25 protein-coding genes and 1 pseudogene are annotated in these 21,852 nt (G+C 65.3%); 6 read left to right on the forward strand and 20 right to left on the reverse strand.

Annotation, left to right across the window (positions count from 1 at the left end; genetic code table 11):
• Positions 1-45: 45 nt before the first annotated feature.
• From BRO63_RS04155 to BRO63_RS04235, 17 genes are all read right to left on the reverse strand, one after another.
• The gene (locus BRO63_RS04155) at positions 46-477 is read right to left on the reverse strand and encodes an OmpA family protein (protein WP_001665065.1); all 432 of its coding nucleotides are present in this window, start codon (positions 475-477) and stop codon (positions 46-48) included.
• A gap of 15 nt (positions 478-492) precedes the next feature.
• Positions 493-1,152 (reverse strand): TraX family protein, encoded by a 660-nt coding sequence (locus tag BRO63_RS04160; protein ID WP_256943235.1) that lies wholly within the window; start codon positions 1,150-1,152, stop codon positions 493-495.
• Positions 1,153-1,190: 38 nt separating this feature from the next.
• Positions 1,191-1,457, reverse strand: coding sequence for a hypothetical protein (locus tag BRO63_RS04165; RefSeq protein ID WP_011798697.1), 267 nt, complete (start codon positions 1,455-1,457; stop codon positions 1,191-1,193).
• A gap of 28 nt (positions 1,458-1,485) precedes the next feature.
• Positions 1,486-2,121, reverse strand: coding sequence for a transglycosylase SLT domain-containing protein (locus tag BRO63_RS04170; RefSeq protein ID WP_011798698.1), 636 nt, complete (start codon positions 2,119-2,121; stop codon positions 1,486-1,488).
• A gap of 13 nt (positions 2,122-2,134) precedes the next feature.
• Complete coding sequence (locus BRO63_RS04175; protein ID WP_011798699.1) at positions 2,135-2,719, reverse strand: TrbM/KikA/MpfK family conjugal transfer protein; 585 nt, start codon at positions 2,717-2,719, stop codon at positions 2,135-2,137.
• A gap of 16 nt (positions 2,720-2,735) precedes the next feature.
• Positions 2,736-4,469, reverse strand: coding sequence for a P-type conjugative transfer protein TrbL (gene trbL, locus BRO63_RS04180; RefSeq protein WP_011798700.1), 1,734 nt, complete (start codon positions 4,467-4,469; stop codon positions 2,736-2,738).
• A gap of 10 nt (positions 4,470-4,479) precedes the next feature.
• Positions 4,480-4,707: an entry exclusion lipoprotein TrbK gene (gene trbK, locus BRO63_RS04185; RefSeq protein WP_011798701.1), complete on the reverse strand. Its 228-nt coding sequence runs from the start codon at positions 4,705-4,707 to the stop codon at positions 4,480-4,482.
• A 9-nt stretch (positions 4,708-4,716) separates the two neighbouring features.
• Positions 4,717-5,481, reverse strand: a complete 765-nt coding sequence (gene trbJ / locus BRO63_RS04190) for a P-type conjugative transfer protein TrbJ (protein WP_011798702.1) — start codon at positions 5,479-5,481, stop codon at positions 4,717-4,719.
• Positions 5,482-5,498: 17 nt separating this feature from the next.
• Positions 5,499-6,917, reverse strand: a complete 1,419-nt coding sequence (locus tag BRO63_RS04195; RefSeq protein WP_011798703.1) for a TrbI/VirB10 family protein — start codon at positions 6,915-6,917, stop codon at positions 5,499-5,501.
• Between the two features lie 4 nt (positions 6,918-6,921).
• On the reverse strand, positions 6,922-7,410 hold the full coding sequence (locus BRO63_RS04200) for a conjugal transfer protein TrbH (protein WP_011798704.1): 489 nt from the start codon (positions 7,408-7,410) through the stop codon (positions 6,922-6,924).
• A gap of 2 nt (positions 7,411-7,412) precedes the next feature.
• Positions 7,413-8,312: a P-type conjugative transfer protein TrbG gene (gene trbG, locus BRO63_RS04205; protein ID WP_000753228.1), complete on the reverse strand. Its 900-nt coding sequence runs from the start codon at positions 8,310-8,312 to the stop codon at positions 7,413-7,415.
• Between the two features lie 17 nt (positions 8,313-8,329).
• Positions 8,330-9,112: a conjugal transfer protein TrbF gene (locus tag BRO63_RS04210; protein ID WP_011798705.1), complete on the reverse strand. Its 783-nt coding sequence runs from the start codon at positions 9,110-9,112 to the stop codon at positions 8,330-8,332.
• Positions 9,109-11,667: a VirB4 family type IV secretion/conjugal transfer ATPase gene (locus BRO63_RS04215; protein WP_011798706.1), complete on the reverse strand. Its 2,559-nt coding sequence runs from the start codon at positions 11,665-11,667 to the stop codon at positions 9,109-9,111. Before BRO63_RS04215 ends, BRO63_RS04210 begins: the two co-directional genes overlap by 4 nt.
• Positions 11,664-11,975, reverse strand: coding sequence for a conjugal transfer protein TrbD (locus BRO63_RS04220; RefSeq protein WP_001207961.1), 312 nt, complete (start codon positions 11,973-11,975; stop codon positions 11,664-11,666). Before BRO63_RS04220 ends, BRO63_RS04215 begins: the two co-directional genes overlap by 4 nt.
• Before the next feature lie 3 nt (positions 11,976-11,978).
• Positions 11,979-12,443, reverse strand: a complete 465-nt coding sequence (gene trbC / locus BRO63_RS04225) for a conjugal transfer system pilin TrbC (RefSeq protein ID WP_011222079.1) — start codon at positions 12,441-12,443, stop codon at positions 11,979-11,981.
• Positions 12,444-12,455: 12 nt separating this feature from the next.
• A complete protein-coding gene (trbB, locus tag BRO63_RS04230; RefSeq protein WP_011798707.1) occupies positions 12,456-13,421 on the reverse strand; it encodes a P-type conjugative transfer ATPase TrbB in 966 nt (321 codons plus the stop codon).
• A gap of 310 nt (positions 13,422-13,731) precedes the next feature.
• On the reverse strand, positions 13,732-14,094 hold the full coding sequence (locus tag BRO63_RS04235; RefSeq protein ID WP_000283041.1) for a transcriptional regulator: 363 nt from the start codon (positions 14,092-14,094) through the stop codon (positions 13,732-13,734).
• Positions 14,095-14,202: 108 nt separating this feature from the next.
• On the opposite strand from BRO63_RS04235, the gene BRO63_RS04240 reads away from it, so the two are divergent.
• Entirely contained in the window at positions 14,203-14,541 is a 339-nt protein-coding gene (locus tag BRO63_RS04240) for a single-stranded DNA-binding protein (protein WP_011798708.1), read from the forward strand.
• A gap of 47 nt (positions 14,542-14,588) precedes the next feature.
• On the forward strand, positions 14,589-15,812 hold the full coding sequence (gene trfA, locus BRO63_RS04245) for a plasmid replication initiator TrfA (RefSeq protein WP_088138646.1): 1,224 nt from the start codon (positions 14,589-14,591) through the stop codon (positions 15,810-15,812).
• 190 nt (positions 15,813-16,002) lie between these two features.
• On the opposite strand, the pseudogene BRO63_RS34645 reads toward trfA, so the two are convergent.
• The 3 genes and pseudogenes from BRO63_RS34645 to istA form a co-directional block, all read right to left on the reverse strand.
• Positions 16,003-16,350, reverse strand: a pseudogene (locus BRO63_RS34645) (Tn3 family transposase); the annotation flags it as partial.
• Between the two features lie 70 nt (positions 16,351-16,420).
• Positions 16,421-17,224, reverse strand: coding sequence for an IS21-like element ISThsp10 family helper ATPase IstB (istB, locus tag BRO63_RS04255; protein ID WP_088138647.1), 804 nt, complete (start codon positions 17,222-17,224; stop codon positions 16,421-16,423).
• On the reverse strand, positions 17,214-18,740 hold the full coding sequence (gene istA, locus BRO63_RS04260; RefSeq protein ID WP_032491591.1) for an IS21-like element ISAlsp1 family transposase: 1,527 nt from the start codon (positions 18,738-18,740) through the stop codon (positions 17,214-17,216). The genes istB and istA overlap by 11 nt, the downstream gene beginning before the upstream one ends.
• A 233-nt stretch (positions 18,741-18,973) precedes the next feature.
• Here istA and tnpA point away from each other — a divergent pair, with 233 nt between their 5' ends.
• The 4 genes from tnpA (at position 18,974) to BRO63_RS04280 (ending at position 21,612) form a co-directional block, all read left to right on the forward strand.
• A complete protein-coding gene (gene tnpA, locus BRO63_RS04265) occupies positions 18,974-19,360 on the forward strand; it encodes an IS66-like element accessory protein TnpA (protein ID WP_088138648.1) in 387 nt (128 codons plus the stop codon).
• The gene (tnpB, locus tag BRO63_RS04270; protein WP_088138649.1) at positions 19,357-19,692 is read left to right on the forward strand and encodes an IS66 family insertion sequence element accessory protein TnpB; all 336 of its coding nucleotides are present in this window, start codon (positions 19,357-19,359) and stop codon (positions 19,690-19,692) included. The genes tnpA and tnpB overlap by 4 nt, the downstream gene beginning before the upstream one ends.
• Positions 19,693-19,771: 79 nt before the next feature.
• Positions 19,772-21,376, forward strand: coding sequence for an IS66 family transposase (gene tnpC / locus BRO63_RS04275; protein ID WP_088138650.1), 1,605 nt, complete (start codon positions 19,772-19,774; stop codon positions 21,374-21,376).
• Between the two features lie 11 nt (positions 21,377-21,387).
• Positions 21,388-21,612, forward strand: a complete 225-nt coding sequence (locus BRO63_RS04280; RefSeq protein WP_088138651.1) for a hypothetical protein — start codon at positions 21,388-21,390, stop codon at positions 21,610-21,612.
• The last annotated feature ends 240 nt before the right edge of the window (positions 21,613-21,852 follow it).

A 21,852-nucleotide genomic window follows, 5' to 3' on the forward strand; every position in this document is an offset into this window, starting at 1 on the left:
CTGGAGCGACCTGCAGCACCGCCAAAAATGGCGATGCCGGATCGCTCAGTAGGTGGGGATGTAGACCACCTCAATGTCCACGCGCTGGTTCTCGCGCCGGCCCTCGGCCGTCGAGTTGTCGGCCACGAAGTCGGCGGCCGATGCGAAGTTCACCATGATCTTGAGCGGCGAGACGCCGCGCGCCACCAGGTACGACCTGGCCGACAGGGCACGGCGCAGTGCAAGGGCCTCGTCGGCCGCGCTAGGCCGTAGCGTGCTGGTGCGCCCGCTGATGTAGATGATTGCCGCATTCCTGGCGTCGGCCAGCAGCTCCAGGGCCTCGGGCGTCGGCTGGAACGTCGCGCTGCTGTCGGGGAAGGACACCGACACGCCCGACTTGATCGGCGTGCCGAAGTTGCCGGCGTCGCCGGCGGCCAGTGCGCTTTGCGCGCTGACCAGGAACGCCAGGGAGAGGGCCAGAAGAACGGGTTTTCGCATGGGGCAGGACTCCAATCAGAAGAACAGGTAGCCGGCCTTGCTCATGGGGATGCGGATCAACCAGAGCGCGGCCAGGTGCAGCGGGTAATAGGCGTAGAAGGCCCAGCGCAGGCGCGGCAGGCGCACGTCCACACGCGAGGCCAGGAAGAGCACCGGCAGGGCCGCCAAGGCCCACAGGTTGCGATTGATGAACCACAGGGCCGCGCAGGCCAGCACCGCGACCGCCGCGGCCGCCCAGCTCGGCCGCCGCGTGTACGACCACACCGCCAGGCCGAAGGCCACGGCCGGCCACCAATATTCGACCGAGCTGCCGCCGACCAGGAACACCACGCCGGCGGCCGCCAGGTGCAGCTTGCCGCCACGTTCGACCAGGTAGGCCGTTGCCGTGACGACCAGCAGCGTGAACATCACGTTGAGCGGCCACCAACCGGCGTACAGGCCGCCGAGGGCCACGAAGGGCACCGAGGCCAGCGCGCCGAACACCGCCAGGCGTGACATGGTGCGGCCGTAAACGCCGCGTTCGAGCGTGCCCGGCCGGGCCAGGTTGTAGGCCAGGACGAACACGAAAAGAGGGAGCGCCACGCGGCCGGCCTCGAACAGCACCGGCAGCGTCGCGTTAAACAGGTACTTGTTGACGTGATCGCCGGTCATCAAGGCCAGGGCGAGCCACTTCAACGCTTCGACGGTTCCATCAGGAACCCGCAGAGCCTTCATCAGCGCCGGCCCCCGCGAATCGCGTAGGCGCGCAGCACCAGGAAGATGATGTAGAGCGCCGGCAGCGAAAGCACGAACGCGATGGGCTTGCCAATCCATGCTGGCAGCGCCCACAGCAGCAGCCCGAAGGCGAAGATCGGGCCAAGGCCCAACAGAAGCAAATCGAGCTGGTTCTTGGCCTGTCCTTCTGCCCACTTGCAATAGGCTTGAAGCACCCGGCCGAAGCCCAGCGTGTACCGCATCATGAAGGCGTGGAATTTGTCCATGTTTAGCCGCTAAATCGGAAGGGCCGGCCTACTCGGCCGACCCCTCGCGTGAAGTGTTGAAAGACACCGTGCGAGGCACATAGCCGGCCATCGTCACGCTGCGAGCTGCTGCGGCCGCCGGGGCGGCCTGCCGGGGTGCTGGTGCCGGCCTGGCCGCCGGCGTGGCTTGCTGGGCCACGGTGGCCGCCTGGCTCGGCATCGAGGGCGTGGCACCAGCCTTCGTCACGTCGAGCGTGACGAACCGGGCTTCGAGCCAATCGGCCCACTTCGATGCCTTGCGCATCAAGTCGGCCCGATACACCGCGTTGTACTGCGGCGTGCGCGAGTGGTAATTCGCCGCCTTCGTCCAAAGATCGCCCTTGTCGTTGCGGATGTGCATCCGCAGCCGCCAGGCGGCCAGGTCGAACGAGTAGCAGCCAGCGGCCGCCACATCGTTCGCCGTGATGCCGTACCGGGCCAGGTCGCCCAGGTACGCGGTGTTGAACTGCATCGGGCCAACGTCATGCGTGCCATTCGAGTTGCGCACCCACTGGCCCGGCTTGCCGCCCTCTTTCTCGGCGACGGCCAACACAATGTTGACCGGCACCTCGTACTTCACGGCGGCCGAGATCGAGCAGACGACGCGCTCCTGGAGCTGCGGCGGCAGATCGGCGAAGAACGGCATGCCCTCCCCTCCCTCAGTTCAGCCAGGACTGACGGCGGCGCTCTTCGTCCTCGCGCCGGATGCGTTCGTTGTACTCGGCCAGGGCGCGGTCATAGTCCCGCGCTTCGACCCAATAGCCGCCCCGCTCTGGCGTTCCGACATAGCGCGGCAGTGTGCCGCTGCTGGTGAAGTCGGTGTAGGCGTGGCCGGTGTAGGCCGCGCAGAAGTCGGGCATCTGGTTGCTGATGTACGTGCGGCCGTCATCGCCGCCCGTCCAAACCAGCATGGTCGAGTTCAGCGACTGCGCATCGCAGCGGCCGGCACCTTGCGAGATCGCCGACACGAGCGACTGCATCTGCGGCGTCTGGTTGGCGACCGGGCAGAGCTGGAGGAAGTTCGCGCGTGCGCGGATCGTGTCGGAGAGCTTGCGCTTCGTGATGTTGAAGTACCGCGACAGCGAAGGTGTGCATTCGCTCGGGCGCGTGCCCGACGACAGGCACAGGATCGCCTCGCAGGCCAGGCGCGTGTCGCCGGTCAGCACGTCTTGCGCGCTGGCCGGGCCGGCGGTCGATCCGAGGGCCACCACGAGGGCGGCCAGGGCAAACAGTTTTTTCTTCATGATGGACTCTCCTTGGTTACGCAGTTGTGCCGTCGCGGCCTTGCTCGCGGTTGGCGAACGCGGCTACTTCGGACTCGGGATCGGCATCGGCTGGGCCGCCTGCCAGGCTGTTGTCGCCGAAGCTCGGCGCGGGCTGCTGGTCGGGCACGTCGATGTTCTCGGCCGTGCCGCTTCCTTGCGCCTTGATCGCGGCGGCGATCTTTCCGCCGGTGGTGTCGGCGATCCGTTCGGCTGCGGCTTCGCGCAGGCTCGCGGCCTTGGCCTTGGCAACATCGGCGGTTCCCTTCGCCAAGTTCGCGCCGGCGTCGGCCGCGATGCGGCCGGCCGTGCCGAGCGCCGAGGCGGCCGACGCGAGCAAGCCGGGGCCGGTGCTGCCCGGCGCGGCCTGCTGGCCGCCCTGCTGCCCCTGCCCTGCCCCGCCGGCGGGCTTGGGTTCGTTCTTGGCGGCCTTGTCCGCACCGTTGCCGGTGCTGGCGGTCGAGCCGCTGCCCTGGCCGCCGGCGCCGGCCTTGTCGCCGCCCTTCTCGCCACCCTTCGAGCTGCCCGAGCTGCTGCCGGTCGAGGTGCTACCGCCACCCGACGACGAGCCGCCACCGGAGCCGCCGCTAAAGCCCGCAGCCTGCGCGAAGGGCGTGCCGCCGGTGCCGGCGTCGCCACCGCCACCGCCTGAACCACCGCCCGAGCTGCCGCCACCAGAGAAGGCCGACATCACGTCCGTGCCTGCCGACACGTTCTCATTGGCCTTCGAGAAGGCGGCCATGACGGCCGAGGCACCGCCGGCGGCCGAGGCCGCGCCGGCGGCCAGAGCTGCGCCGCCAGTGGCGGCCGCTGCTGCTGCCATGCCTGCGGCACCCAGCGCAGCGCCTGCACCGAACTGACCGATGCCGGCACCGCCCACGCTCGCGCCGGTGATGATCCCGGCGATGAGCGGCGGAATCTTGTTGGTCAACGCCAGAAGGATGATGACGACGATCAGCATCACGCCCATTTCCTTGAGGCTGATGCCGGCGCTCATGCGCGCGTAGTAGTCATCGAGGAAGGTCTTGCCGATGCCCACCAGGAGCACCATTGCGAAGAGCTGCGCGGCCACGCCCAGGACGACCTTGTAGTAGTTGATCGCCATGTCGGAAGTCCAACGCGAACCACCGAAGCCGAGGAAGAACACGCCGCCGTAGGCCAGCACCCAGCCCGACGCGAGCAGCAGGAGCATGTTGACGCCGACCAGGGCCAGGATGACCAGGATCGCCACGGCCATGAGGATGCCGGCCATGCTGTCCACCGGCGACCACACCGAGGACTGATCCATCACCTTGTCGAAGATCGCAAAGCCCACGTCCACGATGCCCGAGGGCGATAGCGCATTGCCCAGGCCCGTCGCGTTGCCGGCGAGCTGCCGCAACGACGCATAGATGGACGATGCGAAGTTAGGGCCGTTGGTCAGCGCCCACCAGAAGAAGCCGGTAAAGATCGTGAAGCGGACGAACTCCGCGAAGAACTCGCCAATGTCGGCCTTGCGCAAGGCCATCATGCCGAACGTCCAGACCATCGAGATCACAACCAGCGTCCAGAAGAGCCAGGTTGCGGCCGTGGTGATGACACCGGCCCAGCCGCTCGCGGCGGCCTGGTAGCGATCCAGCACGCTATCGAACACGCCGGCGTTGTCGATGGCCGCGTGGGCATCGACCGCGAAGAACGCCAGCCAGACGAACAGCGGCAGGGCGAGGGTTTTTAGATTGGCTGGCATTCTCATCGTCAGCACCTCACCATTCGCGTTTCGGGCTGGGCTTGAACTCCCCACCACGACGCAAGCACAGCGACGAGAAAGCCTGCTGGACGCCCTTGTCCTCGATCTTGGCGATGTTCTCGGGCTTGCAGTTCTCGTCGTTCACTTCCGGCATGGGGGCCGTGGCCGGCTTGTTGTCGCAGCCGGCGACCAAGGCCGCCACGAGGGCGGCCGAGGCCAAGGACAGAGCCTTGATTGCTTTCATGAATCCCCCTTACCAGGTGCGCGCCGGGCTGGCCCGGTAGCTGCCCTGGCGCAGTTGTGCGGCCGCTGCCGCCTGCTGGGCTTCCTTGTCGGCGTCGGCCTGCATCTTGGTTGCCACCGCGTTCTGCTGCGCGATCAACAGGCCGCGAATCTGCAAGAGCTGGTTGGCCTGCTGGCTGGCGAGCTGGTTGGCGTAGCCGATGGCCTGCATCTGCCCGGTTGCGCCCTGCGCCGAGGACTGGAGCCGCTGCAACGTCGCCGCGTCGGCGGTCAGGTTGTCTTGCTGCTTGTCGAGGCCCTTGAACAAGGCATCGTTGGCCTTCTTCTGCGACTCGCTGGCGAGCTGCTGCACGTTCTTCATGGCCGTCCACTCGGCGGCCGAGCAGCCGGTAGCCGAGAAGCACGGCGACCCCTTGTAGTAGTTCACGTCCTGGAACTTGCCGATGTAGCTGTCCAGGCTGCCGAGCTGGTTCTTGTAGTAGTTCAGCGTGTTGGTCGCATTCATCAACCCGTTGATGGTCGATTGCGCCTGATCCCAGATATACGCGGCCGGGGCCATCGTGTTCTGGAGCTGGTTTTGATACTGCTGGAGCTGGGTGCTGTACTGCTCAATTTGCTTGAGCGTTTGGGCCACCGATTCGATAGCCGTCATGATGTTCTGCGACAGGTTGGTGCCGTCGATGACGGGGATACCAGCCTCCACAGGCGTGACCATCAACGTGCTCGAAACAGCGACGACGAGGGCCAATTTAGCGGCTAAAAACTTCTGCTTCATGGTGCTCTCCTATGGCGTTAGTAGTCGAAGGAACGGTAGGGCTTGGAAAACGTCATGTCCTTCGTAACCACGACGTTGAAGCGATAGCCGGGCCGGATTTCCAGCGTGGGCGAAATGCTCAGGTTCTTGGCGATGAGCTGCGCCGTGACTTGGCCGAGCTGCTGGCCGAGGGCTTCGCTTAGGGCACTGCTGGCGCTCGGTGCGCCGTAGGTGTTTTGGGCCTGGTTCTGGCGTTGGCTGTAGGTGATGCCAGCCGTCACCCCGGACATGAGGAAGGCCGAACCGAACAGGCGCACATAGTGGTTGTTCACCTGATCGTTGAAGCCCGCGTACCCGGCGCTGTCCGCGCCCGGCATCGCGCCAATGTCCATCGCCTTGCCATCGGGGAACACGATGCGCTGCCACGCGACCAGCACGCGCGCCTGGCCGTAGGCCACATCGCTCGAATACGAGCCGACGAGCCGCGAGCCTTGCGGGATCAACAGATGCTTGCCGGTCGGCGTGTCGTACACGTCCTGCGCGACCTGGGCCATGATTTGGCCCGGCAGATCGGAGTTGATGCCCGAAATGAGCGTGGCCGGCACCACGAAGCCGGCGCGCAGCTCGAACGGCGTGCGCGGCGCTTCCGGCTGCGAATCCAGCTTCCAGCGGTCGCCCTGCCCACCCTGGCCGAACTGCGCCATGCTGTTGCGCCCGCCGCCGCTGGTCGAGGTTTGCAGGAGCTGCGGCGCACCGCCCGCGCCCATGCCGCCGGCGGCCGGGGCCGCGCTGCCACCGACGCCCATGCCGCGAATCTGCGCCAGGCGCGCTTGATAGGCGGCGGTCGGATCGTTGCTGCGCTGCGCGTCGATTTGCTGCTGCACCGCTGCGATGCGGTTCAGCATTTCATCGCGCGTCTGCGGCGTGCTGGTGTAGGTGCTCGGGCCACCAGGCGCGGAGCCGTTGCTACGCGGAGCATCCACGCGCACGGTGGTCTTGGCTTTCACGGCCTCGCCGAACATCTGCATCTTCGCCATGCGGATGCGCTGGGCCTCGTCGTCGTTCACCGGCTGGCCGGGGTTGCCAGGGTTCGCCGGCGGGGCCGGCGGCGCGTCCGGGTTGGACGGCCGCGCGATCTCCAGGGGGGCCGAGGCGGGGCCGGTCGGCATGTCGGGCACCTTGAGCGGGCTTGCCGGCTCGATCAAGCCGCCGGTCTTGTCGCCCGCGATCTCCTTGGCGAACATCGACGTGCTGCCGGCCTTCTCCTTCGGGCCATCCGCCGGCGCGTTCTGCTTGGCCGCGCGATCCGCCGCGACCAGGGCCATGACCAGCACGAACGACAGCAGGACGCCGCCGAGGATGTACATGGGCATGTTGTTGACGCGACGGACGCCCGCCTTCTTGGACACTTCGCCAGGCGAAGCGTCAGGTGCCATCTGATCGGCGTTTTCAGTCATGGCGTCACTCCTTGCGCACCCAGTACCCGGCCGGCGCGAACGTGCCGTTTTGCGCCAGGTACGGGCGGGTGATGGATTGGTTGCCGACCATCAAGGTCAGGCGGTACAGGTTCGAGTCGCCGGCCTGGTCGAGCACATAGCGCAGCGGCAGGCCGCCCGGCGCGGCCGTGGTGGCCGGTGCGCTCGGCTGCGATGCGGCCGAGGCCGGGGCCTGCGCGGAAGCGCCGGCCGGGGCGAACTCCAGGAGGGCATAGCCCTTGTCGCGCAGCGACTTGACCAGGGCCTGGCCGAACGGGTCGGGCGTCGGCTGTTGCAGCTCCAGGCGCGTGCGCGCCGGCGCGTACAGCGTGGCGAGCTGCTGCACCGCGTCGGCGGCGAGCTTCTGCTGATCGAGCGCGGCCGACTGGACGAAGTTGCCGTACTGGCCGGTGGTGGCGCAGCCGCCGAGGCCCAGGGCGAGGGCGAGCAGCGCGAGAGAGACGATCTTGCGCATGGTCACTTCCTCCGGCTGATGGTCACGCGGTCTTGGCTGCTGCCAACACCGGCAATCAGGATCGCGCGGTCAAACACCGTGTCCACGATGTAGCGATTGCCCTGCACGCGGTAATTGACCAACACCGTTTCGTCGTCGGTGAACAGGCCGCCCTCTTTGCGCACGACCAGGAGCGTCGGCGCTTCGGTCTGCTGCATCGTGCCGGGCATTTCGATGATGGTCTTGCGGCCATCGTTGTAGACGCGCACAGGCTTCCAGCTCGCCGACCCGGACAGCTCATAGTCGAACGAGAGATCGCCCAGGTACTCGCCGGTGGCCGGCAGGGTGTTGTCGGTGCGTTCCTGCTTCTCGCGGCGCTGGATCGCGTCCCACTTGGCTTGCGCTTCCTCGGGGTACGTGAACGAGACTTGCGGCATGTACTCGGTGCGATGCGAGCGCAGGCGGAAGTGGTAGCTGCGGCGGTTCGTGGTCACGACCAGGCTGGTTTCGAGGCCCACGTCCATCGGCTTGATGATGAGGTGCTGAACCTCGGTCGCACCGCTGCCGGTGATGGCCGGCTCGACCGTCCACCGGGCCGTGTCGCCCAGGTTGATCGAGTTCACCTGTTCGCCGGCCTGCAAGGCCACGTCGCACACCTGGAGCACCGCGCAAACGATGCTCGGCTGCTGCGCGCCGTACACGAACTTGATGGCACCGCCCGAGCCGGCCACCGGCTTGATGCCGGTCGCCGACCCCGCTTCCCACCGCTTGGCGATGGCGAGCGCCGCGCGCTCTTGAGCGGTCAGCGTCGGGTTGGTCTTGTTGAAATACTTGTCGGCAATGTCGTCGCCAGGGGCGGCCAGGGCCAGGGAGGGCACCGCCACAGCAGCGCCCACGATCAAAGCGGAGAGGGTTTTCTTCATGGTGGATGACCTCGAATTCATTGGATGCGGGACCAGGAGTAATCACGCACGTAGATGCTCAACGGGTTGTTCCTCAGTTGCTCATCGGTGGTGTTGGGCGTGACCTCGGCGATGTAGGTAGTCACGAGCGCGCGCCAGGTGACGGGCTGGCCTTTCAGCGTGCCTTGGCGGTCGCGGGTGGTTTCCACCCACTCGACTTGCCAGGTGTCGGGCGTCTGCGGGATGACGGTCTTGATCTCGACGCTGACCATTTCCTTCTCGGCGCGCTTGAACGGGCTGGAGTCGGGCGTGCCGTTCAGCCACTCATTCATCTTTGGCGTCGCCGGATCGTTCGGGGCGAGCATCGAGTACGCCTTGAACACGCACTTGCGCTGCATAGCCACGTCAGGCGACACCATGCGCGCGCAGCTCATCCAGTCCGCGACAGCGGCATGGATGACGCGCGGATCGGCCTTCCCGGCGGCCTGCACCGGGCCGGCGGCCACGGTCTGGCCCAGCTTGTCCACCTCGACCACGTAGGGGATGAACTTCGACTGGCTGCCGATGTGGATCACGCCGCCAACGCCGGCCAGCGCGATCAACAGCGACAGGATGCCGATCACCTGCCAGGTCTGGCGCTGCGAGACGACGCCGCCCACGTGATCGTTCCAGGTGCGACGCGCGGCCAGGTAGGGGTTCTCGGCCTCGCCCGAGCGGCGACCGCCGGCGAGCGGTTCCTTCGAGCGGCGCGGATCGCGCGGCTCGGAGGGGTTGGCGGGCTTCTTGAAGATCAAGCCCTTGAGGGTGTCGGCGATGCTCATGCGGCCTCCAGGTAGTCGTTGAGATTCAGCCCACGGCCGGCCAGCCACTCATGCACCCATTCGTGGCCGAACTTGGCTTCGAGGCTCTTGATGGTGGCGACCGATTCCTTGTCGGACGCGCCGACGAAGGCCAGGGCCATCGGCCCCAGGGCAAGGTCATAGAGACGGCGGCCGTTCTCCGACACGTAGTAGTACTGACGCTTCGGAATGGCGGTCGCCAGGATTTCGATCTGCCGCGCGTTGAGGCCCATGCGGCGATAGAGCGCCGAGGTGTCCTCGTCCCTGGCGTAGACGTTGGGCAGGAAAATCTTGGTCGCGGTCGATTCCACGATCACGTCCAAGATGCCCGAGTTGGCCGCGTCCGAAAGGCTTTGCGTAGCCATCAGCACAAGGCAGTTGGCCTTGCGCAGCACCTTGAGCCATTCCCTGATCTTGGCGCGGAACGCCGGGTGGCCCAGCATCAACCAGGCTTCGTCCAGGATGATGACGGAGGGCTGGCCTTTCAGTGCGCGCTCGATGCGGCGGAACAGGTAGAGCAGCACCGGGAGCGCGAACTTCTCGCCCAGGTTCATCAGCTCTTCGATCTCGAACACCGTGAAGTCGGACAGCGACAGGCCGTCCTCTTCGGCATCGAGCAAGTGGCCCATCGAGCCGTCCACCGTGTACTGCCTGATCGCCTCGCGGATCGCCGCGTCCTGGATCGTCACCGAGAACTCGGAGAGCGTTCGCGCGCCGCTGGCGTGCATGCTCATGATCGCGTTGCCGATCTCGTTGCGCTGCGCCGGCGTGGTGTTGACACCGTTCAACGTCAGGATGGTGTCGATCCATTCCATCGCCCAGGCCCGATCCCCCTTCGTTTCGAGGAACTGGAGCGGGCAGAAGGCCAGCCGGTCATCGTCGGCGGCCACCGTGAAGTGCAGGCCGCTCTTGCCCTTCGTGGCCGCACGAATGCCGGCCGCGAGCGGGTACATCGACATGCCCTTGTCGAAGGCGTAGATCGACATGCCGGCGTAGCGACGGAGCTGCGCGGCGATGATCCCCAGGTGCGTCGATTTGCCCGCGCCGGTCGGGCCGAACATGAAGGTGTGGCCCAGGTCGCGCACGTGCAGGTTCAGGCGGAACGGCGTAGCGCCCACCGTCACGCAGTGCATGAGCGCCGGCGACAGCGGCGGGTACATCGGGCACGGAGCCGTGGCGCTGCCCGTCCAGATGGAGCTTGTCGGCAGCAGGTCGGCCAGGTTCATCGTGTTGATGAGCGGCCGACGCACGTTCTCGACACCGTGGCCGGGCAAGCTGCCCAGGTACGCATCGAGCGTGTTGATCGTCTCGATACGGGCCGCGAAGGCCAGGCGGTTGACTGCCTTCTCGACCAGGAGCGCGGAGGCCGCCAGGCGCTCCCGATCCTCGTCCATCAGCACGACCACGCTGGTGTAGTAGCCGGCCGCCACCAAGCCGCTGTTGACCTCGGCGATGGCCGCCTCGGCGTCGCCGACCATCGCGGCCGCGTCCTGGTTGATGGAGCCGGTATTCGTGTTGAACACCTGATCGAAGAAGCCGCGAATCTTCTGCTTCCACTTCTTGCGGAACTTGTCCAGGTGCTTCAAGGACTCGTGCTGATCCATGAAGATGAAGCGGCTCGACCAGCGGTATTCGCTGGGCAGCTCGGCCAGGGCAGAGAGCACCCCAGGCGTTGACTCCAAGGGGAAGCCTTCGATGGCGACCACCTGGATGAACTTGCGCCCGATCTTGGGCACCACGCCGCCCCACAGCTCTTGCCCGCCGATGACCGCATCGAGGTACATCGGATTGCTGGGCAGCATGACCGGGTGATGCAGGCCCGTCACGCAGAACTGCAACCAGCTCAGGAAGTCATCGTGCGTGACCTCCCTGCCCTCTTCCGAGACGACCTTCTGGCCGCGCAGGCGCGTCAGCTTGACCGCCGAGGACAGGCGAGATTCCAGGCTGGTGATCTCGCGCTTGAACTGCGCGATAAGGCCCGTGGTGCGCGCCGTATGGTCGGGAGCCACCGCATCGTCATCGAACATGAGTTCGACAAACTTGCGCTGGGCCAGCACCGGCGGGAACCACGTGACGGTCAGGACAAAGTAGCCCTCGAACATCGCGCCCAGGCCCTCGAACAAGCGCCGGCGTTCCTCGTCAATGGCCGAGGACACAGAGTCGGGGAACGACGAGACGCCGCGCTCCGAGTAGTTCGGCGCAGGCCGACGCACAGCATCGACATGCACCATCCAGCCGTTCCCCAGGCCCGCCAGGGCCTGGTTGATGCGGAACGACACCATTTCCCGCTGTTCCTCGGTGCTGCTGGCGTTGTCATCCCCCTTGTACAGCCATGCGGCCATGAAGGAGCCGTTCTTACCCACGATCACGCCGTCATCGACCACGGCGGCGTAATTGAGCAGATCGGCCAGGCCGGCATCCTTGGCGCGATGCTTCTTGAGCTTCAGCTCGGCATCGACGGCCCGGATGCGGGCAAAGAGGATGAGCAACAGAACCGCACCGAGCACAGCAATGGCAATTGCGATTGCTTCGATCATTTGTATTGCTTCCCTTGACTCGGCGTGTTGTCACGGAAGGGCGTGCTGCGAGCCGGGTAGTACGGCTTGTACCGGCGGTGCCGCAGGTACACGTGTCGCAGCTTCGGATCGGCTTTCGCCATGAGGCGCAGCGCGAAGAGCGCGCCGAACCACAAGGCGATGCCGAACACCGTTGCCCTCACTTCTTGGGCGCTGAAAATCAGCGCGCCGGCCAGCAGGCCCGAGAACATCACCAGCTCACGATCCCCGCCCATGAACAGGTTTTCTCGGTTGCCGGCCCTACGGATGGGGATCGCGCGCAGAGCCATGATTTACCCCGCGATGTGGCCGCGTTCGGCCCAGCGCATGACGGCCTCACCGGGGAAGCCGGCCACGTCCAGCGCGGCAACCTTGACCTGGTGCAGCGCGCCATCGGTCAGGGCGGCGATTTCCGCGCCACGGCCGAAGAACGTGCTCATCATGTTCTGCGCACCGACCAGCAGGGCCATGACCAGGACGATGAAGATCAACGTGCGGAAGAAGCCGTTGAGTTCACCGCCGAAGATCAGGATGCCGCCGGCGACCACGATGCCGATGATCGACAGCGCGAAGGCCACCGGGCCGGTGACGGAGTTGCGGAGGTTGGTCAGCCAGCTTTCATAAGGCAGCGAACCGCCGGTGCCTTCGGAGGCGAAGGCGGGGTGCGGGGCCAGCATCATGAACGCCAGGAGGGCGAACAGGCCCAGGTAGAACATGGCGCTGCGGTTGAAGCGGAACGCCGACAGAGAGGCTTGCATTGGTCTAACTCCTTAAAGGGACTTGGTGATGTACTGGCCGTTGACGTAGCCGGAAACCTCAAGGATTTCCTGCACACGACGCGAGCCGTCCGGGGTTTTGGCGATGTGAACAACGACATGAACCGCCGCGCCTATCAGCGGTTCAATTTCGGATGGAGCCGACTTATTCCGGGAAACAAGCGACTTCAAACGAACTAGGCCCTCTTGCGCGCTATCGGCGTGGAGGGTGGCTGCACCGCCTGGGTGGCCGGTGTTCCAGGCGTCAAGCAGGTCAAGTGCTTCTTCGCCACGGACTTCGCCGACCAGGATTCGGTCGGGGCGCATACGGAGGGTGGTTTTCAGCAGCATCGTCATGCTCACTTCGATGCTGGTGTGGTACTGGACGTAGTTCTCGGCGGTGCATTGAATCTCGCCGGTGTCCTCGATGATGATGAAACGCTCCAAGGGATCGTTATCAACCATCGCTTGGATGATGGCGTTCACGAGGGTGGTCTTGCCGGAACTGGTGCCACCAATGACGAGGATGTTTTTGTGAGCCGCAGCAGCGCGCTCGATGGCCTGCTTTTGGGCCTCGGTCATGATCCCGCGCTCGACGTATTGAGCCAGCGTGAAAACGGCGATGGCCTTCTTGCGGATCGCAAAGGTCGGGCCGGTGACGACCGGGCCGAGCTGGCCCGCGAAGCGCGAGCCATCAATGGGAAACTCGCCTTCGAGTAGTGGGCTGTCCCGCTTGACTTCCTTGCCGTGGTAGCCGGCCACTGTTTCGATGATGGCCTGCGCTTGTGCGCGGCGAAGGGTGCCGATGCAACGCAGCCGCTTGCCCTGGCTTTCAAGCCAGAGCTTGCCGTCCGCGTTGAGCAGAATTTCTTGCGTCTTGGGATCGTGCAGAGCCTCAAGAAGCGTCGGCCCCATGTCCCGTTCGAGCTTCTTTCGCGCTCGCGTTTTGATGCTGTCGTGTTCGGTGTCTTGGTCGCTCATGTCGTATGCCTGTATGCCGTTGCGTTCTGCGCATTCTACACAGGTTCATACGATATACCGAACTAATTTCGACCGCAACACCGAAGCGCACAAGGGCGACTTCGGCCGCGACGTTGCGTCGCGGATTGCAGGGACGAAAGAGGCGACAACGCGGCGCATGCTCCGTGCGCCCTCGCGCCGAACCCGTGGCGTTTGCGTTATGGGTGTTGTCCGGGGGTTGAGCCACCCCGGCGGGCTTTAGCGGCTAAAACTTGGCTGGCTCTTGTGGCTCAGTTCCGTGCCGCCCCCCTTCCCTTCTCACATCCTGGCGTCAACTCCCTCTAAGTTTCTTCCGTGCCGCTTCGCCCCACTTCTTGACGATGAACGCCTGGTGCTCGGGCAGCACAGCCGCCACGCGCTCGAAGCCTGGCGGGAGGCTTCGCGGTGCCTTGCCACCGGCTAGGGCGTCAAGGGCTTCTTTGTCCAGGTCGGTCGATTCAAGCAGGAGCGGCAGGGGAGTTTCAAGGGCCTGCGCAATGTCCTCCATCACCTTTAGGGAGGGGTTGGCTTTGCCAGTAGTGAGATCGGACAGGAAGGAGATCGAAACCCCCGACCTGTCCGATAGCTCCTTTTTCGTCATGTGGCGCTCATCGAGCAGCCGGAGCACGTTCGTGAAGAAGATGTAGTTATACAAAGGCGTCGCCTTGCGCGTGGGCCGCTCAAATTTTAGCGGCTAAAGTCCTTGACCTCGGAATTAGGTTTAGCTAAACTCTAGGCTTCATCACAGCCTGGAGAGCTACGCATGAGCCATAACCAATTCCAGTTTATCGGCAATCTTACCCGTGATACCGATGTTCGCCATAGCGAAAACAGCGTCCGCGCCGTTTTCGACCTGGCCGTGAACCGCGTATGGCGCGACCGCGCCGGCGAGAAGAAGGAGCAAACCGACTTCTTCCGCATCAAGTCATTCGCCGGCCTGGCCGAGAACGCGGGCAAGTACCTTGGCAAAGGCTCCAAGGTGTTCGTCCAGGGCCGCATTGAGCCGACGAAGTTCGAGAAGGAGGGCCAGACCGAATACGGCTTCGACTTCATCGCCGACGTGATCGAGTACCTGGACACCAAGGAACCCGGCGGCAAATGAGAAACGCGCCCGGCCAAGGCCGGGCGTTATGCTAGGAGGACGAAGATATGCCGGACAGTTTCGACGAGCAGGGCTATCGCCGCAAGCTCATCGAAGGCGGGTTGAGTGAGGCCGACGCGACGGCGCTTGCCCGCCGCTACGCGGCCGAGCGCACCACGCAGGCCGGCACCGCTGGCGGGGCTTTCCGCCCCGCCGGTTCCCTCTTCGAGCTGCCGGACGGGCCGGCAGCGCCGGAGCCGCCGCCACCGCCGCCCAGCGCGGCCGTGGCGCGCTCCGAACAGATGGCGGCCGAGTCGGCCGAACTGGCGCGGACTATGGGCCTTCCGCCCGAGCCGCGCACCGTGGTCAATGCCCTGGCCGAGAAAGTCAGCGGCGTGACCGCCGAACGGAGAACGCAGCAGATGGCGACCAAGAAAACGACCGAGAAGCCGGCCGGTGCCACCGGCGAGCTGGCCGCCCAGGTCAGCCAGGCCAAGCAGGCCGCCTTGCTCAAGCACACGAAGCAGCAGATCAAGGACATGCAGCTTTCCTTGTTCGACCTCGCGCCGTGGCCCGACCACATGCGCGCGATGCCCAACGACTTCGGCCGGTCGGCGATCTTCACGACCAGGAACAAGAAGGTGCCCCGCGCCGCCTTGCAGCGCGAGCCGATCTACCACATCAGCAAGGACGTGGAGATCACCTTTACCGGCGTCGAGCTGCGCGCCGACAGCGACGAGCTGGTGTTTGCCCAGGTGCTCGAATACGCGAAGCGCACGCCGCTGGGCGAGCCGGTCACGTTCACGTTCTACGAGATTTGCCAGGACTTGGGCTGGTCGATCAATGGCCGCTACTACAAGCAGGCCGAGGACTGCCTTTCGCGGCTGCAAGCGTCCGCGATGCAGTTCTCGTCCCAGCGGCTGGGCCGCCTGGAATCCGTGTCCCTGATCCGGCGCTTCCGCATCCTGGATCGCGGCAAGCGCACGTCGCGCTGCCAGGTCGAGATCGACACTGAAATGGTGGTGCTCTTCGCCGGCGACCACTACACGAAATTCGTGTGGGAGAAGTACCGCAAGCTGTCGCCCACCGCCCGGCGGATGTTCGACTACTTTGCCACCCACCGGGAGCCGTACCCGCTCAAGCTGGAGACGTTCCGGCTCATGTGCGGCTCTGATTCCACCCGGCCGAAGAAGTGGCGCGAACAGGTCAGCGAGGCGTGCGACGAGCTGCGCAGAAACGGTCTGGTGGACAGCGCCTGGATCAACGATGACCTGGTGCATTGCAAGCGATGAACGCCGCCCTGCCCCCGGAGAGCCGCCCGAGATCGAGGCGGCTTTTTTTCTCGAGCATCGCCACTTCTGGCGAGGGAGTAAAAAAGCGTGAAATCGAGAGCCCAGACGGCCGGTAAGTGACGCTCCTATGCCCTGAGCAATTCTTGTTACCCAAACCGGGGAGCCCGCAGAATTCGGAAAAAATCGTACGCTAAGGTTTTCCGGGCAACCGTAGCGGCCTGAACTTCCCGTCCTCCAGCCTGCGGCTCTGCCGCCAGACGTAATCGCCGGTCAGGTTGATGTGTTCCCAGCCCAGCGGCGACAGGTATTGCAGCAACTCACCGTTCACCGGCTTGCCGACCTCGACCAACCCCTGAGTGGCGCGCTCCAGGTACACCGTGTTCCACAACACAATGGCGGCCGTCACCAGGTTCAGGCCGCTGGCCCGGTAGCGCTGCTGCTCGAAGCTCCGATCCCTGATCTCGCCGAGGCGGTTAAAGAACACCGCCCTGGCCAGGGAGTTGCGCGCTTCACCCTTGTTCAGTCCAGCATGCACTGTTGATTTCCATGCAAACCTGACCCACCATTTCCATCGAATCTTGACCCACCCTTGTTCGTGAACTTCACGCTCACGTTGTGGATAAGTTCTTGGTCGCCTTCTCCTTCTTGGTGGTGTGTGGTGGTTGCTGTGCGGAGCTGTTCTTGAACCTGTAGCTGTCGTTGCCGGTTTCCAGAATATGGCAGTGATGCGTAAGCCGGTCCAGCAATGCCGTAGTCATCTTCGCATCCCCGAACACACTGGCCCATTCGCTGAAGCTCAGGTTGGTGGTGATCACGACGCTGGTGCGCTCGTACAGCTTGGACAGCAGGTGGAACAGCAAGGCGCCTCCTGACGTACTGAACGGCAGGTAGCCCAGCTCATCCAGGATCACCATATCGGCATAGGCCAGGCGGTGGGCCAACTGTCCGGGCTTGCCGTTGGCCTTCTCCTCCTCCAACGCATTGACCAGCTCCACCGTGGAGAAGAACCGCACCCTGCGGTGATGGTGCTCAATGGCTTGCACTCCGAGGGCTGTGGCAATGTGGGTCTTGCCCGTACCCGGTCCACCCACCAGCACCACGTTGTTGGCGTTCTCCAAGAATTCGCAGCGGTGCAGCTGGCGCACCAGTGCCTCGTTCACCTCGCTGTGGCTGAAGTCAAAGCCCGCCATGTCCCGGTACGCAGGGAACCTGGCCACCTTCAATTGGTAAGCCACTGAGCGCACCTCCCGCTCGGCGGTCTCGGCCTTGAGCAGTTGGGACAGGATGGGCTGTGCTGCGTCGAAGGCCGGCGCACCTTGCTCGGCCAGTTCCGCAACCGCCTGGGCCATGCCGTGCATCTTGAGCTCGCGCAGCATGATCACGATGGAAGCGATGGCAGGGTCATGACGCATAGCGCACCTCCCTCAATTGGTCGTAGCGAAGCACATTGGCCTGGGGTTCCACCGCCAGCTTGAGAGCCTGGGGCGAGGTGACCGGTGCTGGAGCGGGCTTGCCGTCCAGCAGGCGGTGGAGCACGTTCAGGATGTGGGTCTTGCTGGCAGCTCCCGACTCTATGGCCAGCTCCACTGCGGCGAGCACAGCTTGTTCATCGTGGTGCAGCACCAGTGCCAGAACCTCCACCATCTCCCGGTCGCCGCCGGGTTGCTTGAGCAAGGTGGCCTGCAGGCGCTTGAAGGCGGGCGGCAACTCCAGGAACGGCGCGCCATTGCGCAAGGCCCCGGGCTTGCGCTGCAACACCGCCAGGTAGTGGCGCCAGTCGTAGACGGTCTGTCCCGCACCATGGTGGTTGCGTTCGATCAGGCGCCGGTGCTCGCAGACGATCTGGCCTTCGGCCGCGACCACTAGGCGATCCGCGTAGACCCGCAGGCTCACCGGCCGATTGGCATACGGCGCTGGTACGCTGTAGCGATTGCGCTCGAAGTGGACCAGGCAGGTGGGCGAGACCCGCTTTGTGTGCTCCACAAAGCCATCGAAGGTCCTGGGCACCGGCATCAAGGCAGCCCGCTCCGCGGCCCAGACGTCCGCGACGGTGCCCGGCAGCTTGCCATGCTCGATCTCATTCCATAAGGCCACGCAGCGCTCCTCAAGCCAGGCATTGAGCTCCGTCAGGCCACGGAATGGCGGAACGACCTGCCACAGGCGATGACGGGCATCGCGCACATTCTTCTCCACCTGGCCCTTCTCCCAGCCGGAGGCAGGGTTGCAGAACTCGGCCTCGAACAGGAAGTGACTGACCATGGCCGCAAAGCGCGCATTGACGTCGCGTTCCTTGCCACGGCGCACCCGGTCTACAGCGGTGCGCATGTTGTCGTAGATGCCACGGCGGGGCACACCGCCCAGGACTGCGAATGCATGGTTGTGGGCATCGAACAGCATCTCGTGCGTCTGCAGCGGATAGGCGCGCAGGTAGAACGCTCGGCTGTGGCTGAGCTTGAAGTGGGCTACCTGCAGCTTGGTGCGCACTCCGGCCAGCACTGCCCAGTCTTCGCTCCAGTCGAACTGGAAGGCCTCGCCCGGGCCGAAGGCCAGGGGAACGAAGGTGCCGCGGCCGGTGGTCTGCTGGGCCACCACGCGCTGCTCTTGCCAGAGACGGGCAAAGGCGGCAACCCGGTTGTAGGAGCCGGTATAGCCCAGGGCCTGCAGATCGGCGTGCATCTGCTTGACGGTGCGCCGCTGCTTACGGGATCGGCCTGCTTCTGTCTTGAGCCAGCCCGAGAGCTTCAAGGCAAAGGGATCGAGCCCGGAACGGCTGACCCGCTTGGGGTAGCGCGGCTCGGCCTCGCCTGCTCGCAGGTACTTGCGGATGGTGTTGCGCGAGACGCCCGTGCGGCGGGCGATCTCCCTGATGGACAGCTGCTCTCGCAGGGCCCAGCGCCTGATGACACTCAGTGTTGCCACGTCTATCACTCCTGGTCTCCTGCTGCTCAAAGAAGCAGCAGGTTAGGGTTAGTACGTGGGTCAGGTTTAGATGGAAATCCTGGGGGTCAGTGGGTCACTTCTGCGTGGAAATCAACAGGCGGTCCTGGATCGCTGGTCGAACCGCCGCCAGGTCATTCCACCGTAAGCGGCTGCCCATCCCACCTTGAACGCCGCGTCCAACTGCGCACGATTGCTGTCCATCAAAGTTAGATGGACAGCAAATGGATGATTACCGCAATGCCCCGCGCCGCCGCCACGACGTGGAGTTCAAGGTTGAAGTGGTGCGTGCCTGCGGCGAGCCGGGCGCATCGGTGGCGGCAGTGGCTCTGAGGTACGGACTGAATGCCAACCTGGTGCGCCAGTGGGTGCGTGGCCGCGGCTTCAAGCGAGGCGGCGCCCTGGTGGCGGTAGCTGCTGCTGCGCAGCCGAGTGCACAGCGCTTTGTCCCGCTCGCGTTGCCGAAGTCGGCTGCAGCGACGCCGGCGCAGGCCTCACCCACTGGCGACATCCGCGTCGCGATCCGCCGCGCCGCATTGCACGTCGATGTGAGCTGGCCGCAGTCGGGCGGGGCCGACTGCGCTGCGTGGCTGCGCGAGCTGCTGCGATGATCCGCATCGACGCGATGTGGCTCGCCTGCGCGCCGATCGACATGCGAGCCGGTGCCGATCGCCTGCTGGCCGCGGTGGTGCAGGCGTTCGGCGCTGCGCAGGCGCACCACGGCTACCTGTTCGCCAACAACCGCGCGACGCGGGTGAAGCTGCTCGTGCACGACGGCTTCGGCGTGTGGTGTGCCTCGCGCCGGCTGAACCAGGGCCGCTTCCAGTGGCCCGCCCCCGGCTCCACGGCGCCGATGTCATTGAGCCGCGAACAGTTCGATGCGCTTGTGCTGGGCCTGCCCTGGCAGCGCCTGGCGCAGATGCAGCGCATCTCTCACGTCTGAGGCACTCGCGCGCGTTCGGGGCAATGCGCACATGCCCCGATGCGCGGCATTCACATGGCCGCGCACAATCCACTTCCAGATGGTGGACCTCACGCAACTGCGAGCCGAAGACCTCGAGGACCTGCCGTCCGAGGCACTCACCCAGCTGGCCGCCCGCCTGCTCGCGCAGGTGAACGCGCAGGCCGGCGAGCTGCGCCAGCACGAGCAGCGCGCCGAGCGCTACGAGCGCGAGATCAAGTTCAAGGACGCGAAGCTCGAGCGCATCACCTTCGAGCTCGCCCGCCACAAGGCCTGGAAGTTCGGTGCGAAGACCGAGCGCATGAACGCGATGCAGCGCCAGATGTTCGAGGACACCGGCGCCGAGGATGAGGCCGACCTGCAGGCGCAGCTCGATGCGATCAGGGCCGCGCAGGGCAAAGCGCCGAGCGCCGACACACAGAAGCGAGCGCCGCGGCGCGAGAAGCTGGCCGAGCACCTGCGGCGCATCGAGCATCGCCACGAGCCGGCGGATACCACCTGCGGGTGCGGCCAGCCGATGCAGCGCATGGGTGAAGACGTGAGCGAGCGGCTGGACATCATCCCGGCCGAATTCATCGTGCACCGGCACGTGCGCGGCAAGTGGGTGTGCCGCTGCTGCCAGACCCTGGTGCAGGAGCCGGTGGCCCCGCACGTCGTTGACAAGGGCCAGCCCACCGCGGGGCTGGTCGCCCACACCCTGGTGTCGCGCTTCGTGGACCACGTGCCGTACTACAGGCAAGAGCAGATCAACGCCCGCTCGGGCGTGCACACGCCTCGATCGACGTTGGCGGGCTGGGCCGGAGCGGGCGGCGCGGCGCTGGCGCCGCTGTACGAGGCATTGCGCGAATTCGTGCTCAAGGCCAAAGTGCTGCACGCTGACGAGACGCCGGTGGCGATGCTCGACCCCGGCGCGGGCAAGACCCGCAAGGCGTACGTGTGGGCGTATGCGCGAGGCGCCTTCGATGCGCTACCGGCGGTGGTCTACGACTTCGCGCCGGGGCGTGCAGCGCGCCATCCGATCGACTTCCTCGGACGCTGGTCGGGAACGCTCACCTGCGACGACTACGCGGGCTACGGTTCGGTGTTCAAGCTGCACGGGCGCGTCGAGGCCGGATGCCTCGCGCACGCACGGCGCAAGTTCGACGAGCTGGCCAAGTCGGGCGCAAGCCCGATCGCGGCGCAGGCGCTGCAGCGCTTCGCGTGGCTCTACCGCATCGAGCAGGAGGTGAGCGGCGCAAGCAGCGCCCAGCGCCTGGCGGCACGGCGCGAGCGAAGCGCCCCGCTGTGGGAGCAATTGCACCTGTGGCTGCGGCAAGAGCGCGGCAAGGTGCCCGACGGCGGCGGTATCGCTGCGGCGATCGACTACAGCCTGCGAAGGTGGCAGGCACTGGGGCGCTTCCTGCACGATGGAGACGTCGCCATCGACAACAACCACATCGAGAACCTGATGCGGCCTTGGGCGATGGGGCGCAAGGCGTGGCTCTTCGCCGGCAGCGAACTCGCCGGCCAGCGCGCCGCGATGGTCATGAGCTTGGTGCAGTCGGCGCGACTGAGCGGGCATGAGCCGTGGGCGTACCTGAAGGACGTGCTCGAACGATTGCTCGAATATCCGAATCATCGGATCGACGAGTTGCTGCCGCATCGCTGGACGCCAAACGTCGCCTGACGCCGGCCTCGATGAAGAATATCGAGGCTTTGATCGACGAAGGCGGCCACATCTCGATCGGCGCCCTGGAAACGTATGAATGCGTCGCCGTCGCCAGCGATCACCACAACAGTCTGGCCATGCTGGTACGCCGGGATGGCGAGACCCTCGCAGCGTTGGTGAAGCGCCTCGACAAAGCAATCGCATTGGCGTGGAGCGACGAAGTGTTCACCGACGAGGTCAACCCGGCGAACTGACACCAAGTTCGTCGTCAAGACGGCATCGCTGGTCGCTTACATTCCACCGGAACTGATCGGGAAGATTGCGCCCACCAGGCTGGAGAGCATCAACTTGCGGGGTGTGTTTCGCTTCCCGGTTGACCGCTATGCTGACCAAATCCTGCCTTCGCGGCCAAATGCATCGATAACTGGCACCAATGGATGAAACCGACCACGGTTTGACGCCACGAATCGCAGATTTGAAAGTGAACAGGAAAG

The organism is Achromobacter xylosoxidans (assembly GCF_002192695.1).
GTDB lineage: Bacteria > Pseudomonadota > Gammaproteobacteria > Burkholderiales > Burkholderiaceae_B > Achromobacter > Achromobacter xylosoxidans_C.